Below are 14,012 nucleotides of genomic sequence, written 5' to 3'. Positions count from 1 at the left end.
CAGACTCCTTGACCGAATGCGTCAAGGGTAACCAGCTGCTGCGCAAGCACCAAGGGTCAGTGGCGCGTATCAATGCCGCAGGTGGCGCAGGCGTAGCTGGCGAGCAGTTGCTTGAGCAGATCATTGAGGTGCATGGCGCGACTTCCTGACGCAGGGACACGGAGCTCAAACTAGACCCGGTGCGGGCGTCGCGCCCTTTGATTGTCTCGATGACGGTGATAGTCGCCGGTCGATCAGAAATAAAGTTTTCCACGCAGACTGTGGGAATAGCTGTGAATAAGCTGGTGGTTTGTGTCTATGACGCTTATGCGGCGCCCCTTTCAGCCTGCTGATGGAGATTTGAGCAGCGCGGTTTTTCCTTTGTGCACAGAGGCTTGACATCAGTCGGCAAGAATTACGTCGGAACTTTTGGATTGTCCACGGTTGCTGTGGGCGATGCTGTTGATAACTTCTGTACCTATCCTCAGGGCCCACGTTTAGCGGGGCTTTCAGCGATTTGTCTGATTTTTGATCAGCGCTTGCAGAGGGGCGCTCTGGATAGGAAACCTGCCGGTTTGTCCAGAACATTTGCAGCGATCAGGTTGTGCTGCAGCGGTTATCCACGAGAACTGTTGAGTGCTTTGTGGATAAGCTGGTGGCGAGTCGGGGCAGGCTCCGTCGTCACTGGGCTGTAGGCGGGCGGTGAACTTTTCGCCAGGCGGGGTACGGGGCAACGCGCCGAGCCACGAATGACGCGTTTGAGCAATTGCGCAGGGGGGGCAGCGAAGGAGGCGCAGCCAGCAATATGGCGGCGCCCCCCGTAGGGTTGCCGGCGCTCAGCTCGCCAGCAGCCAGACACCAGTCGCTGCCGAAGCAGCGCCAGCGATACGCACCAGTGGTGCCGCGGCTTGAGGCAGGAAACGCACCAGGGCGAAGCCGACGACATGCAGCGCGGCGGTGGCGACGACGAAGCCGATGGCATAAGCGAAGGGGCTGGCCAGTTCGGGCAGTTCCAGACCGTGGGCGACGCCGTGGGTCAGGGCGAAGAGAGCGGTCATCGCCACGGAAATTGCCACCGGCAGGCGGGCGGCCACGGCCACCAGCAGACCGAAGGCCAGTACCGAGCCGGCGATGCCGGTTTCCATCAGCGGGATTTGCGTACCGGTAAAGCCCAGCAGACCGCCGACGAACATGGTGCCGACGAAGGTCACCGGCAGCGCCCAGCGCGCGGCGCCGCTTTGCTGCGCGGCCCACAGACCGACAGCGAACATCGCCAGCAGATGATCCAGACCGAATACCGGGTGGGCCAGGCCGGCCATGAGGCCTTCATGACCATGCCCAGGGTGGGCGAATGCCAGGGCGGGTGAGCAGAACAGGGCGATGGCATAGAGGGTTTTGCGCAGATTCATGAGGTTCTCCTTGAGGGAATCAGGCTGCCGTGAGCATGCCCTGGCGTTCGATGAAGGCGATGATCTCGTCGAGACCCTGGCCGACTTTCTGGTTGCTGAAGACGAAGGGCTTGTCGCCGCGCATCTTCAGGGTGTCGCGCTCCATGACCTCGAGCGAAGCGCCGACCATCGGCGCCAGATCGACCTTGTTGATCACCAGCAGGTCGGACTTGCAGATGCCCGGACCGCCCTTGCGCGGCAGCTTGTCGCCAGCCGACACGTCGATCACGTAGAGGGTCAGGTCGGACAGCTCGGGGCTGAAGGTGGCCGACAGGTTGTCGCCGCCGGACTCGACGATGATCAGGTCCAGGCCGGGGAAGCGGCGGTTGAGTTGCTCCACTGCCTCCAGGTTGATCGACGCGTCTTCGCGAATGGCGGTATGCGGGCAGCCGCCGGTTTCCACGCCGATGATGCGCTCGGGCTCCAGGGCCTCGTTGCGCACCAGAAACTGGGCGTCTTCCTGGGTGTAGATGTCGTTGGTGACCACGGCGATGTTGTAGCGCTCGCGCAGGGCGCGGCACAGGGCCAGGGTCAGGGCGGTCTTGCCGGAACCGACCGGGCCGCCGATGCCGACACGCAGGGGTTGGCTGTTCATGTGCTGTTGTTCCTCGTCAGGAGCGGAAGAGACGCGAGTACTGGCGCTCGTGCGCCATGCTCGTCAGGGCCAGGCCGAAGGCGGCGCTGCCCCAGTGTTCGGGGGAGATGGACGCAGCCTGCTGCTGGGCCGCATCGAGTTGCGGCAGCAGACGGCTGGTCAGGCGCTGAGCGGCCTGCTGACCAAGCGGCAGGACCTTCATCAGTACGGCGAGCTGGTTTTCCAGCCAGCCCCAGAGCCAGGCGGCCAGGGCATCGTCCGGGGCGATCTGCCAGGCACGTGCGGCCAGCGCCCAGACCAGGGCCAGGCCCGGCTCGTCCTGGGTTTCGAGCAGTCCGCGAGCGGCCTCGTCCAGTTCGGGCAGGCCTTCGAGCAGTTGCCTGAGCGAGTAGCCCATCTGCCTGCTTTCCAGTGCCAGCTCACGGGTTTCGCGGCTGGCCCGATGCTGTTCGGCCAGTGTCTGCAGGCGTGGCCAGTCACCCTCGTCTGCGGCGCGGCAGTGAGCCAGCAGCAGCGGAGCTTCGAAGCGGGCGAGGTTGAGCGCGAGCTGATCGGCCAGCCAGCGTTCGGCGCCGTCGGCGTCGCTGATCAGACCGCTGTCGATGGCCCATTCCAGGCCCTGTGAGTAGCTGTAGCCGCCGATCGGCAGCTGTGGGCTGGCCAGGCGCAGCAATGCCCAGGCCGGTTTCATGCCCGGGTCTCGGTGCTGGCAGCTGTCATGCGTTGGCTCACTTGCGCACACCGAACTGATGCAGGCGCGGGCCGTAGTTGAATTCCGCATCGCCGTGGTGGGAATGATGATGGCCGCCGCCATAGGCGCCCTGCTCGGGTTGGTAGGGGACTTCGATGGCTTCGACCGTGGCACCGAGCTGTTCGAGCATGGCCTTGAGCACATAGTCGTCGGGCAGGCGCAGCCAGCCCTCGCCCAGTTGCAGGGCGACGTGACGGTTGCCCAGGTGGTAGGCGGCGCGCATCAGCTCGAACGGGCTGGAGCAGGTGACATGCAGCAGCGGCTCGGGCTTGGCACGTACGCGGACGATGCGTCCGTCATTGGCCTGCAGGCACTCGCCGTCGGCCAGCGCCGGTTGGCCGCGTTCGAGGAACAGGCCGACTTCCTCACCCGTAGTGGTGAAGCAGCGCAGGCGACTCTTGCTGCGGGCCTCGAAGGTTAGTTCCAGTTCGGCGTCGCAGGTGCTCTGCGGCGCGACTCGGGAGTGGATCACCAGCATGTGTATCTATTCCGGGGCAATGTGCCCGGAAATAGTGCAAGTGGCTTGCCAAGGCCGCAGAGTGGCGCAGGACGGGGCGCTCAGGCTATCTGTGGAAAACTTGTCGAGTTGCTCGGAATTGATTTGGTGCGTTTTTGCCTGGATTGCACGCTATTGGTGCGTGTTAGGCGGAGGGTTTGCCCAGGCCCAGCCAGTGCTTGCCACCGACCATGATGAAGCGCAGTTGCTGGATGATCTTGGCTTCTGCGGTGAGATGGGCGGGCAGGTTTTCCGCGGGCGGGTCGATCAGTTCGGGCAGGGTGGCGAACACGGTCTTGACCACCAGGTCCGAGACCACGTCGAGAGCTGCATCGTCGAGGTGCGGCATCCGGTTCATCAGCTTGAGGTCGGCGGCCAGATCGCTGGTGATGCCCTCGCGCAGGGCGGCGATGGCCTGGCGTACCTGGCGCGAGCCGCCGTACTGCTCGCGGGCGAGGAACAGGAACTGACCGTGGTTGGCGGCCACTTCGGCGAGAAATATGCGCACTGAGGCGTCGATCATGCCACGCATCTCGAACTCGTGACGGCGTACCTGGCGGATCGCCGCACGGAAGGTCTCGCCGACTTCCGCCACCAGCGCCAGACCGAGTTCATCCATATCGGCGAAATGGCGGTAGAAACCGGTCGGCACGATGCCGGCGCCGCGCGTCACTTCACGCAGGCTCAGGCTGCCGAAACCGCGGCCGCTCTCCATCAGCGTGAGGGCGGCATCCATCAGGGCCTGGCGGGTCTGCTGCTTCTGTTCGGCGCGTGGCGTCATGCGAGATCGGGGTCGTTGAGCGATGCCGCACTCTAACAAATGCGCGGCGCCAGCGTCGAACCGGCTCGACAGGGTTTGGTGAACAACTGTTGACCGAAAAGCCTGGTTTCTGTCAGCCTTGTGCACAAGTGTTCACTGGAAATTCTTGATGGCTTTACTTTCCCTGCCATTGGCGCGGCGGGTTGCGGGTTGCCTGCAGCCGCTGCGCCGGCTTTGTGCCAACGGCTGGCTGCGTGAGGCGGATGTCGATCTATGCCTGCGCCAGTTGCACCCGACCCTGCGCCTCAACCGCGTGTTTGCTCAGGTCGAGTCGCGTCGCTGGGTGGCCGAGGACATGCTGGCAGTACAGCTGCGCTGCAATGGCAATGCACAGGCCTGGCGAGCCGGACAGCATGTCCAGCTGTATCTGGAGCACAACGGCATACGCCATGCGCGCAGTTACAGCCTGACTTCGGTATCGGCTGACGGGCGCGTCGAGCTTGCGATCAAACGCCAGCCGGGCGGGCGTATGTCCAATCTGCTGCTCGACCGTCTTGCGGTCGGCCAGGTACTCGAACTGAGCCAGGCATTCGGCGATTTCGCCTGGCCGCAGGATCAGGGCGCCGTGCTGTTGCTTGCGGCCGGCAGTGGCATCACGCCCCTGCTCGGTTTGCTGCGTGATGCCCTGGCGCATGGCTTTACCGCGCCGGTCACGCTGCTGCATCAGGTGCGCCGCCAGGGGCAGCAGGCCTATGCCGAGGAGTTGCAGGCATTGGCGGCGCGTCATGCCAACGTGCAGGTGCAGTGGATTTTCAGTGGTGAGGAGCAGCGCCTGTCGGCCGAGCGGCTGGCTGCGTTGCCGGGCGCGCACCTGCGGATCTGTGGCCCGCGCGGTTTCGTCGAGCAGGCATGTGGCTGGTGGCTTGAGGCCGGACGCGGCAGCAGCCTGCAGTCGGAAAGCTTCAGCCCGCTGCCGGTGCTCGCCGAAGCGGAAGCGGGTGAGGTCCGCCTGAGTTTTGCCCGCAGCCGGCAGCAGGTTTCCGGCAGCAGCAACGCCAGTCTGCTGGATCAGGCCGAAGCCGCCGGGTTGCGTCCGGCTCACGGCTGTCGGCAGGGCATCTGCACCAGTTGCACCTGTCTGCTGCTGGCCGGTTCGGTACGCGATCTGCGCAGCGGCGAGCTGTTCGCCGAACCCAATCAACCCATTCGCTTGTGTGTCAGCGCCCCGCACGGGGATGTGGAGATCGACCTGTGACTGCCCGCCTTGACCGAGAACTGAGTCCCGCCGAGCTGGAGGCCTTCGGCCAGGAACTGGACGCCCTGCGCCAGCGCACGCTGGCCGACCTGGGGGAAACCGATGCCCGATATATCCGTCGTGTGCGAAGTGCCGTGCGACTGTGCTGCTGGAGTGGCCGCGCGCTGCTGATGTTCGGCTGGTTCCCGCCGACCTGGCTGCTCGGGACCCTGCTGCTGGGGCTGGGCAAGATCCTCGAGAACATGGAACTTGGCCACAACGTGATGCACGGCCAGTACGACTGGATGAACGATCCGGAGTTGCAGGGCCGTACCTACGAGTGGGACATCGTGGGGCCTTCGGATTTCTGGCGGCACACCCACAACCACGTGCATCACACCTACACCAACGTGCTGGGCATGGACGACGATGTCGGCTATGGCGTGGTGAGGCTGTTCCCCGAGCAGCGCTGGAAGCCCTTCTATCGCTGGCAGCCGCTGTGGGTGACGATCCAGGCGCTGCTGTTCCAGTACGCCGTGGCGATCCAGCACCTGCGTCTGGACAAGCTGATCAAGGGACGTATCAGCAAGGAGGAGGTCAAACCGCTGGCCCGTCAGCTTGGAGGCAAGACGGCGCGGCAATGGGTCAAGGACTACCTGGTATTCCCGCTGCTGGCTCTGTTGCTCGGCGCCAGTGCGCTGGCCGTACTGACCGGCAACCTGGTGGCCAATCTGCTGCGCAACCTGTGGACCTTCCTGGTGATCTTCTGCGGTCACTTCACCGAAAAGGCGGCGGTATTCTCGCCGCAGGTGCTGGAAGGGGAAACGCGTGGGCACTGGTATCTGCGTCAGCTGCGTGGTTCGAGCAACCTGTCCGGCGGACCGCTGCTGCATATTCTCACCGGCAACCTCAGCCACCAGATCGAGCATCACCTCTATCCGGATCTGCCGGCGCGGCGCTACGCCGAGCTGGCGCGGGAAGTGCGGGAGATCGCGCAGCGCTACGGCCAGCACTACAACACGGGGACGCTCTGGGGGCAGTTCCGCACGGTGTTGCGGCGCATCTGGATCTACCGCCGCCCCTCTGCCGAAATGGTCTGAGTCGCTGCGCCCGCAAGGCCACTCGAGCCGGCGGCGAGCATGAAAAAGCCCGGCTTGTGCCGGGCTTTGGGGGTATTGCAGTGACGCTCAGGCGGTGCGGCCATGCTGTTCGATCAGACGATCGGAGCCGCCCTCTGCCAGCTGTACGCGCTTGGCGCCCGGAGTGCGCTCGTAACCGCCTTCAGCCAGCTGGACACGTTGTGCGCCAGGGGTACGCTCGTAACCACCTTCTACCAGCTTGATGCGCTGGCTACCGGGAGTACGGTCGGAACCGTCTTCGGCCAGTTGAATGCGTTGTACGCCCGGGGTGCGCTCAGCACCACCTTCGGCCAACTGGACACGCTGTGCGCCAGGGGTACGCTCGTAACCACCTTCTACCAGCTTGATGCGCTGGCTGCCGGGAGTGCGGTCGGAACCGTCTTCAGCCAGTTGAATACGTTGTACGCCCGGGGTGCGTTCGGAACCGTTCTCGGCCAGCGGTGCAACGGTTTGCTGTTGTACCTGGCTGTCCTTGGCTTCACCCACGAGAGGGAAGGGGGCGCTGCTCGGGGCGGCGAATACGCTGGTGGTCATCAGGCTGAGGGCCAGGGCGGCGAGGGTCAGTTGAGTTTTCATGTCGGTGTCTCCGTGGGGGAGTTAATAAGTGGCTTCGGAGGCAATTCTTGAGGACATGAGCGCAGATAAGAACTTGACTGTCCTGATAGTGAACATCGATACCTTCAATACTTGATTGAGAGGCTCTATCTCGGGGCTTCTGGACGGCCGTCAAGCCGGGCGGAGAGTGTTTCGCCAAGCATCGCGCCGATGGCCCGGCACGCGTATGCTTGGCGACCCTCGCGGGTCCAGTGCGATCCGCCTTCTTCAGCAGTTCCCAGGAGGCAGGGCTCGTCATGCTCGCGGCACAGGCAATTTTGCCGATCTTCTCTCTGATCGTTCTCGGCTATGTACTTGGCTGGCGGCAGTGGCTTACCAGCGAGTCGGCGACCGGCCTGGCCAATATCACCTTCAAGCTGTTCATGCCGACGTTGCTGTTCGCCGGCATTGCCAAGGCCTCCCTGGCCGAGGGGCTTTCGCCGGTTCTGCTGCTGGCCTATTACCTGCCGGTGCTGCTGGTGTTTGCGCTGGTCAATGCGCTGGCGCACTGGCGGCGCGGTACGGCGACGCCGCTGGGCCTGGTGGCGGCGTTCTCCAACAATGTGCTGGTGGGCATTCCGCTGATCGCCAGTCTGATGGGCACCGATGGTCTGCTCTACGTCTTTGCCATCCTGGTGTTTCACAGTCTTACGCTGTTTTCCCTGCACAGCTTTTACGCCGCCTTTGGCAGTCAGGAGCGCGTTGACGGCCGTGCGCTGCTGAAGAATCTGGCCAACCCGATGATCATCGGCCTGGGGTTGGGGGCGCTGCTCAATCTGTCCGGGCTGCAGGTGCCGGAAAGCCTGTGGCGGGCGGTCACCTGGCTGGGCCAGGCGGCGTTGCCCTGCGCGCTGATCGTGCTCGGTGCCAGTCTGTCGCGCTACCGCCTGCGTCCGACCGGCGAGGCCTGGGGTGTGGCGGTGGCCAAGCTGCTGCTGTTCCCGGCACTGGTCTGGTGGCTCAGCGGTCTGCTTCCCGGCCTCAACGAAACGGCGCGCAGCGTGCTGGTGCTGCTTGCTGCCTGCCCGAGTGGGGTCAACGTGATGGCCTTTGCCCGCACCGCCGAAGACAGCCGCAGTGTCAGCGCGGCGATTTCCCTGTCCACGCTGCTGGCGTCGATTTCCCTTCCGCTGTGGATGCTGCTGGCCGGGTTCTGATGGCGATTCCGTCTTCCAGGCGATAGGCGTGTTCGCGGTGTCTGGTTAGCATCGCGCTTCCCGCTCCGTTCAGGACTGCTTCGATGAAACGACTCGCTCACGTGCTGCTCGGCCTGGTGCTGGTGTTCGGGCTGACTCTGGCCGGATTCGTCGCCCTCAACTGGGCGCCGGATCGTCCTCTGGACGAGCTCAAGGCGCGCTGGGCGCCAGCGCCTTCGCAGTTCGTCGATATCGGTGGCATGTCCGTGCACCTGCGTGATCAGGGAAGACGCGATGATCCCGAACCGATCCTGCTGCTGCATGGCACCTCCGCCAGCCTGCACACCTGGGAAGGCTGGGCGCAGGAACTGACGCCGCAACGCCGGGTGATCAGCCTGGATCTGCCCGGCTTCGGCCTCACCGGCCCGTTCCCCGATGGCGATTACCGTGTCGGGCACTACACGGCGTTTCTACTCGCCCTGCTCGATCATCTGCAGGTGAAGCGCGTCGTGCTGGTCGGCAACAGCTTTGGTGGTCAGTTGGCCTGGCGTTTTGCCCTGGCCCATCCCGAACGCAGCGCGCGCCTGGTACTGGTGGATGCGGCCGGCTATCCGCGCAATTCCGAGTCGGTACCGATAGGTTTTCGCCTGGCGGGTATTCCGGCATTGGCGCCGCTGATGAGTCGTCTGTTGCCGCGAGGCATGATCGAGTCCAGCGTACGCAACGTGTATGGCGATCCGGACAAAGTCGAGGATGATCTGGTCGAGCGCTATTACCAGTTGACCTTGCGCGAGGGAAATCGCCAGGCCTTGCGTCAGCGGTTCGCTCAGGCTCCCAGCGGCGAGCTGCACGAGCGTATCGGCGAGCTGCAATTGCCCACGCTGATCATCTGGGGCGCGCGTGACCGGCTGATTCCGCCGGACAACGCAGAGCGTTTCCTGCGCGACATCGAAGGCAGTCGGCTGGTGCTGTTCGAGGCGCTCGGCCATGTGCCACAGGAGGAAGATCCGCTGCGCACGGTGCCCGCCTTGCAGCGCTTTCTGGCCGACTGAACGCCCCCGTCGGCGCGAGCGCCGTGACCGCGCCGAGCCATTGTCATGGTTGCAGGGTTGTGGTTGGCATCGGCCAATCCTCGTCTAGGCTGACCTGATCACCGACAAAAAAAGTCCGGGGGCTGGCATGAACAGGGGCGTACACGTGTTCGTTCGTGCGGTGGATGGCATGAATCGCGTCATCGGCCGATGCACCATGTACCTGATCTTCGTCATGCTCGGCGTGCTGCTGTACTCGTCGCTGAGCAAGACCTTCTTCACTCCATCGATCTGGACCCTGGAAGTCGCCCAGTTCCTCATGGTGAGCTACTTCCTGCTGGGGGGGGGCTACTCCATGCAGCTCGATGCCCATGTGCGCATGGACCTGCTGTACAGCCGCTGGCAGCCGCGCACGCGGGCGCGGGTCGACGTGGTGACCATGCTTTTGCTCATCTTCTACCTGGGGCTGCTGCTGTACGGCGGCATTTCCTCGACCTGGTACGCCCTGGAATATGACGAGACCAGCTATTCCGCCTGGTCGCCGCACATGGCGCCGATCAAGATCGTGATGACCTTCGGCGTGCTGCTGATGCTGCTGCAGGCCTGCGCGACCTTCTTCAGGAACCTGGCCGAAGCCCGTGGGGAGTCGCTGCAATGAGCTATGAGCTGATCTCCCTGCTGATGTTCTCGACCATGATGTTGCTGCTGATTACCGGCAAGCGGGTGTTCGGCGCCATCGGCTTCGTCGGTGTGGTCGCGGCGCTGCTGCTGTGGGGTGACGGTGGTGCGGAGATGGGCTTCAGCGCGGCGATGAAGCTGATGAAATGGTATCCGCTGCTGACCGTGCCGATGTTCATCTACATGGGCTACATCCTCTCCGAGTCGGGGGTGGCCGACGACCTGTACCGGATGTTCCATGTGTGGATGGGCCCGCTGCACGGCGGCCTGGCGCTGGGCACCATCGGCCTGATGGTGGTGATCTCGGCGATGAATGGGCTCAGCGTGGCCGGCATGGCCATCGGCGCCACCATCGCCCTGCCGGAGCTGCTGCGTCGCGGCTACGACAAGATCATGGTCACCGGCGTGATTCAGGGTGGAAGCACCCTCGGCATCCTGCTGCCGCCCAGCGTGGTGATGGTGCTGTACGGCATGATCGCCCGCCAGCCGGTCGGGCAGTTGTGGCTGGCCGGGGTCTTTCCCGGGCTGCTGATGGCCTTCCTCTTTCTGGTCTACATCGCCATCCGCTGCCGCCTGCAGCCGGAGCTGGGGCCGCCGCTGCCCGAGGAGGAGCGTGCGCAGATCACCTGGGCGGAGAAGTTCCGCCTGTTGCGCGCCGGGCTGGTGCCGCTGTTCGTCTTCTTCGCCATGACCGGGCTGTTCCTGATGGGCTTCACCAGCCTGGTGGAAAGCTCGGGGGTGGGCGCGCTGGCCGCCACCCTGGCGGCCCTGATCAAGGGTCGGCTGACGCGCGCGGTGATGGAGGAAACACTGCGCAAGACCCTCGGCATCACCTGCATGTTCATGTGGATCATCCTCGCCGCGCTGTGCTTTGGCGCGGTGTTCGACGGCCTCGGCGCGGTCAAGGCGATCGAGAACATCTTCGTCGAGGGCATGGGCCTCGGGCCCTGGGAAATCCTGATCCTCATGCAGCTGTCGTTCATCGTCATGGGTATGTTCCTCGACGACACCGCCATGCTGGTGATCGTGGCGCCGCTGTACATCCCGCTGGTGGGCGCACTGGGGTTCGACCTGGTGTGGTACGGCGTGCTCTACACCATCACCTGCCAGATGGCCTACCTGACCCCGCCATTCGGCTACAACCTGTTTCTGATGCGCGCCATGGCCCCGCCGGAAATCACCCTGCCGGACATCTACCGCTCGGTGGTGCCCTTCGTGGCGATCATGGTGCTGACCCTAGCCCTGATCATGGTCTTTCCGCAGATCGCCCTGTGGCTGCCGCAGTGGCATGGCGGCGGGAATTGACCTGAAATTTCGCCGGCGGCACCTGCTGTCGACGGACAAGAATGGGCCGCGCGCTGTCTGCCGGCCCCTGTTGTGCGGTTGCAAACGACTGTATCGACATCCCTGGAGGACAGCATGACAACGAGACGCAAGTTCCTGAAGACCGCCGCAGTAGCTGGTGGCGCGGCCGGCACCGCAGCGCTGGGCGCAGCGCATATCTACGCCGACGAGCCGAAGAAGATCACTTGGCGTCTGCAGACCTATGCCGGGCCGGCGCTGGCCGAGCATGTGATCAAACCCTCGATCACCGCCTTCAACACGGCGGCCAAGGGCGAGATGGAAATCCAGCTCTACACCGCGGACCAGTTGGTGCCGACCGGCGAGTTGTTCCGCGCCATGCAGCGCGGCACCATCGACGCGGTGCAGAGCGACGACGATTCCATCGCCGCGCCGGTGGACGTCTCGGTATTCGGCGGCTACTTCCCCTTCGCCACCCGCTACAGCCTCGATGTGCCGGCGCTGTTTCACGGCTACGGGCTGAACGAGATCTGGGCCGAGGCCTACGGCGAGGTCAAGGGCGTCACCTGGCTCGGCTCCGGCGCCTGGGACCCTTGCCACTTCGCCACGGTCCAGCCGATCAACAGCCTCGCCGACCTCAAGGGCAAGCGCATCTTCACCTTCCCCACGGCCGGCAAGTTCCTCGCCCGCTTCGGGGTGATCCCGGTGACCCTGCCCTGGGAGGACATCGAGGTGGCCATCCAGACCGGCGAGCTGGACGGCATCGCCTGGTGCGGCATCACCGAGGACTACACGGTGGGCTGGGCCAACGTCACCAAGTACTTCCTGACCAACAACATCTCCGGCGCCTGGATCGGCTCCTATTTCGCCAACAGCGAGAAATGGGACGCGGTGCCCGAACACCTCAAGAGCCTGTTCAAGTTGAGCATGGACAGCTCCCACTACTACCGTCAGCACTGGTACTGGGGCGGCGAGGCACAGCTGCGGGTGGAGGGCAGCAAGCTGCAGCTGACCACCATTCCCGCCGAAGAATGGGCCACGGTGGAGGCCGAGGCGCAGAAGTTCTGGGACGAGATCGCCAAGACCAGCCCGCGCTGCGCCCGGGTGGTGGAGATCTTCAAGAAGTACAACGCACTGATGGCCAAGGCCGGCCCGCCCTACCGTTACTGAGGTCATTTTCGCTTCATGGCGCCCGTACCTGAAGGTGCGGGCGCGGCTTTATCCAGCGCAGCATCGCACCTGCCAGATTTTTCCCTTCGATACCCTGCCATCCCGGCAATCCTGTACCACACTCTATGAGCCTGAAACGCACGCTATACCAAGCGTCGGGCTGCGCTCGTGCGCTGTCGGCCTTGCCTGGCCGGTCATGGATGCTCAGCCCGGCGCTGGACCCGCTTGCCATAACAACAAGACATAGGGGTTAGCATGTTCAAACCACGGGATGTAAAGACCCTGGGCGATGCGCGGCGCATCGTCGAGGAGCGTGGCCTGAGCCACGTGAAGGTCGGTCTGTTCGACAACGATGGGGTGATGCGCGGCAAATACATGAGCCGCAGCAAGTTCTTCTCGGCGCTGGAGCACGGCTTCGCCTTCTGCGATGTGGTGCTCGGCTGGGACGTCAAGGACCAGCTCTACGACAACACCCAGTACACCGGCTGGCACAGCGGCTATCCGGACGCGCCGGTGCGCATCCTGCCGCACACCTGCCGCGAGATTCCCTTCGAGAACGGCATGCTGCTGTTTCTTGCCGAGTTCGACCAGCAGGCCGAGGCGGTATGCCCGCGCGGTACGCTACGGCGGGTGATCCGGCGTTGTCAGGACATGGGCTTCGAGCCCTTTGCTGCGCTGGAATACGAATTCTTCATGTTCGATGAAACCCCGGACTCGGCGCGAGCCAAGGGCTTTCGCGATCTCAAACCATTCACGCCGGACTGGTTCGGCTACTCGATGATCCGCAACTCGGTACATGCCGAGCTGTACCACCAGATTCTCGAAATGGGCGAGGCGATGGACTTTCCCATCGAGGGTCTGCACACCGAGACCGGTCCCGGCGTACTGGAGGCGGCCATCGCCGTGGATCACGCCGAGGCCGCGGCGGACAAGGGCGCACTGTTCAAGACCTTCATGAAGGTGCTGGCCCAGCGCAACGGCCTGATGGCCACCTTCATGGCCAAATGGTCCGGCAACTACCCGGGGCAGAGCGGGCATATCCATGTGTCGCTGCGCGACCGCAAGACGGACAAGTCGGCCTTCTACGACCCCGGCCAGGCACACAACATGAGCAAGCTGCAGCGGCATTTCCTCGCTGGCCAGCAGCGTCTGATGCCGGAGTTCCTGTGCATGGTGGCGCCGACCCTGAACAGCTACCGGCGCCTGATCCCCGGCTTCTGGGCGCCCACCGATGCCACCTGGGGTGTGGAGAACCGCACCGCAGCACTACGGGTGATTCCCGGCAGCGACAAGTCGCAGCGCCAGGAGTATCGCCTCGGCGCCGCAGACGGGAATCCCTTCCTGGCGCTGTCGGTGGCCATCGGCTCGGGCCTGTACGGGATCATGCAGGAGTGGGAGCCGACCGAGCCGGTCAGCGGCAACGCCTACGCGGTCAAGCATCCCGAAGAGCTGGCGCTTCCCCGCACGCTGTGGGATGCCGCGCAGCGTCTGAAGGGGTCGCAGGCCGCGCGCGAGTTGTTCGGTGATGCCTTCGTCGAGCACTTCGCGGCCAGCCGCGAGTGGGAAGAGCGCGAGTACCGTCGTCATGTCAGCGATTGGGAGCTGGATCGCTACTTCGAAATCATCTGATTCCACCGGCCGCAGCCCGGATGCAATCCGGGGCGGTTTCGCCGAGTGTCCCGGATTGCATCCGGGTTAC

Annotated in this window: 15 protein-coding genes; 9 read left to right on the top strand and 6 right to left on the bottom strand. The window is 64.2% G+C overall.

The window, feature by feature from the left end:
- Positions 1 to 8 precede the first annotated feature (8 nt).
- Positions 9 to 149, top strand: a complete 141-nt coding sequence (locus OEG79_RS18000) for a hypothetical protein (protein WP_264146306.1) — start codon at positions 9 to 11, stop codon at positions 147 to 149.
- A 666-nt stretch (positions 150 to 815) separates the two neighbouring features.
- Here OEG79_RS18000 and OEG79_RS17995 read toward each other — a convergent pair.
- From OEG79_RS17995 to fabR, 5 genes are all read right to left on the bottom strand, one after another.
- On the bottom strand, positions 816 to 1,388 hold the full coding sequence (locus tag OEG79_RS17995) for a HupE/UreJ family protein (RefSeq protein ID WP_264146305.1): 573 nt from the start codon (positions 1,386 to 1,388) through the stop codon (positions 816 to 818).
- A 19-nt stretch (positions 1,389 to 1,407) separates the two neighbouring features.
- Complete coding sequence (gene ureG / locus OEG79_RS17990) at positions 1,408 to 2,022, bottom strand: urease accessory protein UreG (RefSeq protein WP_013713893.1); 615 nt, start codon at positions 2,020 to 2,022, stop codon at positions 1,408 to 1,410.
- Between the two features lie 16 nt (positions 2,023 to 2,038).
- Positions 2,039 to 2,713, bottom strand: a complete 675-nt coding sequence (locus OEG79_RS17985) for an urease accessory protein UreF (RefSeq protein ID WP_264146304.1) — start codon at positions 2,711 to 2,713, stop codon at positions 2,039 to 2,041.
- 37 nt (positions 2,714 to 2,750) lie between these two features.
- Positions 2,751 to 3,251: an urease accessory protein UreE gene (ureE, locus tag OEG79_RS17980; protein ID WP_264146303.1), complete on the bottom strand. Its 501-nt coding sequence runs from the start codon at positions 3,249 to 3,251 to the stop codon at positions 2,751 to 2,753.
- 163 nt (positions 3,252 to 3,414) lie between these two features.
- Positions 3,415 to 4,050 (bottom strand): HTH-type transcriptional repressor FabR, encoded by a 636-nt coding sequence (fabR, locus tag OEG79_RS17975; RefSeq protein ID WP_264146302.1) that lies wholly within the window; start codon positions 4,048 to 4,050, stop codon positions 3,415 to 3,417.
- Positions 4,051 to 4,198: 148 nt separating this feature from the next.
- Here fabR and OEG79_RS17970 point away from each other — a divergent pair, with 148 nt between their 5' ends.
- On the top strand, positions 4,199 to 5,284 hold the full coding sequence (locus OEG79_RS17970) for a ferredoxin reductase (protein WP_264146301.1): 1,086 nt from the start codon (positions 4,199 to 4,201) through the stop codon (positions 5,282 to 5,284).
- Complete coding sequence (locus tag OEG79_RS17965) at positions 5,281 to 6,363, top strand: fatty acid desaturase family protein (protein WP_413247519.1); 1,083 nt, start codon at positions 5,281 to 5,283, stop codon at positions 6,361 to 6,363. Before OEG79_RS17970 ends, OEG79_RS17965 begins: the two co-directional genes overlap by 4 nt.
- Positions 6,364 to 6,450: 87 nt before the next feature.
- Here OEG79_RS17965 and OEG79_RS17960 read toward each other — a convergent pair whose 3' ends face one another.
- Positions 6,451 to 6,978, bottom strand: coding sequence for a hypothetical protein (locus tag OEG79_RS17960; protein ID WP_264146299.1), 528 nt, complete (start codon positions 6,976 to 6,978; stop codon positions 6,451 to 6,453).
- A gap of 275 nt (positions 6,979 to 7,253) precedes the next feature.
- Here OEG79_RS17960 and OEG79_RS17955 point away from each other — a divergent pair, with 275 nt between their 5' ends.
- The 6 genes from OEG79_RS17955 to OEG79_RS17930 all read left to right on the top strand — a co-directional run bounded on the left by OEG79_RS17955 (position 7,254) and on the right by OEG79_RS17930 (position 13,942).
- On the top strand, positions 7,254 to 8,153 hold the full coding sequence (locus OEG79_RS17955) for an AEC family transporter (RefSeq protein WP_264146298.1): 900 nt from the start codon (positions 7,254 to 7,256) through the stop codon (positions 8,151 to 8,153).
- Positions 8,154 to 8,236: 83 nt separating this feature from the next.
- Positions 8,237 to 9,184 carry an alpha/beta fold hydrolase gene (locus tag OEG79_RS17950; protein WP_264146297.1) on the top strand — a complete coding sequence of 316 codons (948 nt, stop codon included), beginning with the start codon at positions 8,237 to 8,239 and terminating at the stop codon, positions 9,182 to 9,184.
- Between the two features lie 196 nt (positions 9,185 to 9,380).
- The gene (locus OEG79_RS17945) at positions 9,381 to 9,821 is read left to right on the top strand and encodes a TRAP transporter small permease subunit (protein ID WP_413247552.1); all 441 of its coding nucleotides are present in this window, start codon (positions 9,381 to 9,383) and stop codon (positions 9,819 to 9,821) included.
- On the top strand, positions 9,818 to 11,146 hold the full coding sequence (locus OEG79_RS17940) for a TRAP transporter large permease (RefSeq protein ID WP_264146295.1): 1,329 nt from the start codon (positions 9,818 to 9,820) through the stop codon (positions 11,144 to 11,146). The genes OEG79_RS17945 and OEG79_RS17940 overlap by 4 nt, the downstream gene beginning before the upstream one ends.
- A gap of 114 nt (positions 11,147 to 11,260) precedes the next feature.
- Positions 11,261 to 12,313, top strand: coding sequence for a TRAP transporter substrate-binding protein (locus OEG79_RS17935; RefSeq protein ID WP_264146294.1), 1,053 nt, complete (start codon positions 11,261 to 11,263; stop codon positions 12,311 to 12,313).
- A gap of 255 nt (positions 12,314 to 12,568) precedes the next feature.
- Positions 12,569 to 13,942 carry a glutamine synthetase family protein gene (locus OEG79_RS17930; protein WP_264146293.1) on the top strand — a complete coding sequence of 458 codons (1,374 nt, stop codon included), beginning with the start codon at positions 12,569 to 12,571 and terminating at the stop codon, positions 13,940 to 13,942.
- The last annotated feature ends 70 nt before the right edge of the window (positions 13,943 to 14,012 follow it).

It is taken from the genome of Pseudomonas sp. Z8(2022) (assembly GCF_025837155.1).
In the GTDB taxonomy this organism is placed as follows: Bacteria; Pseudomonadota; Gammaproteobacteria; order Pseudomonadales; family Pseudomonadaceae; genus Aquipseudomonas.
This window is presented reverse-complemented; position numbering and strand designations above follow the sequence as displayed.

Excerpts from the sequence above, each read along its gene's own strand:
- OEG79_RS17995 (WP_264146305.1), bottom strand. The coding sequence starts at position 1,388 with ATGAATCTGCGCAAAACCCTCTATGCCATCGCCCTGTTCTGCTCACCC.
- ureG (WP_013713893.1), bottom strand. The coding sequence starts at position 2,022 with ATGAACAGCCAACCCCTGCGTGTCGGCATCGGCGGCCCGGTCGGTTCC.
- OEG79_RS17985 (WP_264146304.1), bottom strand. The coding sequence starts at position 2,713 with ATGAAACCGGCCTGGGCATTGCTGCGCCTGGCCAGCCCACAGCTGCCG.
- ureE (WP_264146303.1), bottom strand. The coding sequence starts at position 3,251 with ATGCTGGTGATCCACTCCCGAGTCGCGCCGCAGAGCACCTGCGACGCC.
- fabR (WP_264146302.1), bottom strand. The coding sequence starts at position 4,050 with ATGACGCCACGCGCCGAACAGAAGCAGCAGACCCGCCAGGCCCTGATG.
- OEG79_RS17970 (WP_264146301.1), top strand. The coding sequence starts at position 4,199 with ATGGCTTTACTTTCCCTGCCATTGGCGCGGCGGGTTGCGGGTTGCCTG.
- OEG79_RS17960 (WP_264146299.1), bottom strand. The coding sequence starts at position 6,978 with ATGAAAACTCAACTGACCCTCGCCGCCCTGGCCCTCAGCCTGATGACC.
- OEG79_RS17955 (WP_264146298.1), top strand. The coding sequence starts at position 7,254 with ATGCTCGCGGCACAGGCAATTTTGCCGATCTTCTCTCTGATCGTTCTC.
- OEG79_RS17950 (WP_264146297.1), top strand. The coding sequence starts at position 8,237 with ATGAAACGACTCGCTCACGTGCTGCTCGGCCTGGTGCTGGTGTTCGGG.
- OEG79_RS17945 (WP_413247552.1), top strand. The coding sequence starts at position 9,381 with ATGTACCTGATCTTCGTCATGCTCGGCGTGCTGCTGTACTCGTCGCTG.
- OEG79_RS17940 (WP_264146295.1), top strand. The coding sequence starts at position 9,818 with ATGAGCTATGAGCTGATCTCCCTGCTGATGTTCTCGACCATGATGTTG.
- OEG79_RS17935 (WP_264146294.1), top strand. The coding sequence starts at position 11,261 with ATGACAACGAGACGCAAGTTCCTGAAGACCGCCGCAGTAGCTGGTGGC.
- OEG79_RS17930 (WP_264146293.1), top strand. The coding sequence starts at position 12,569 with ATGTTCAAACCACGGGATGTAAAGACCCTGGGCGATGCGCGGCGCATC.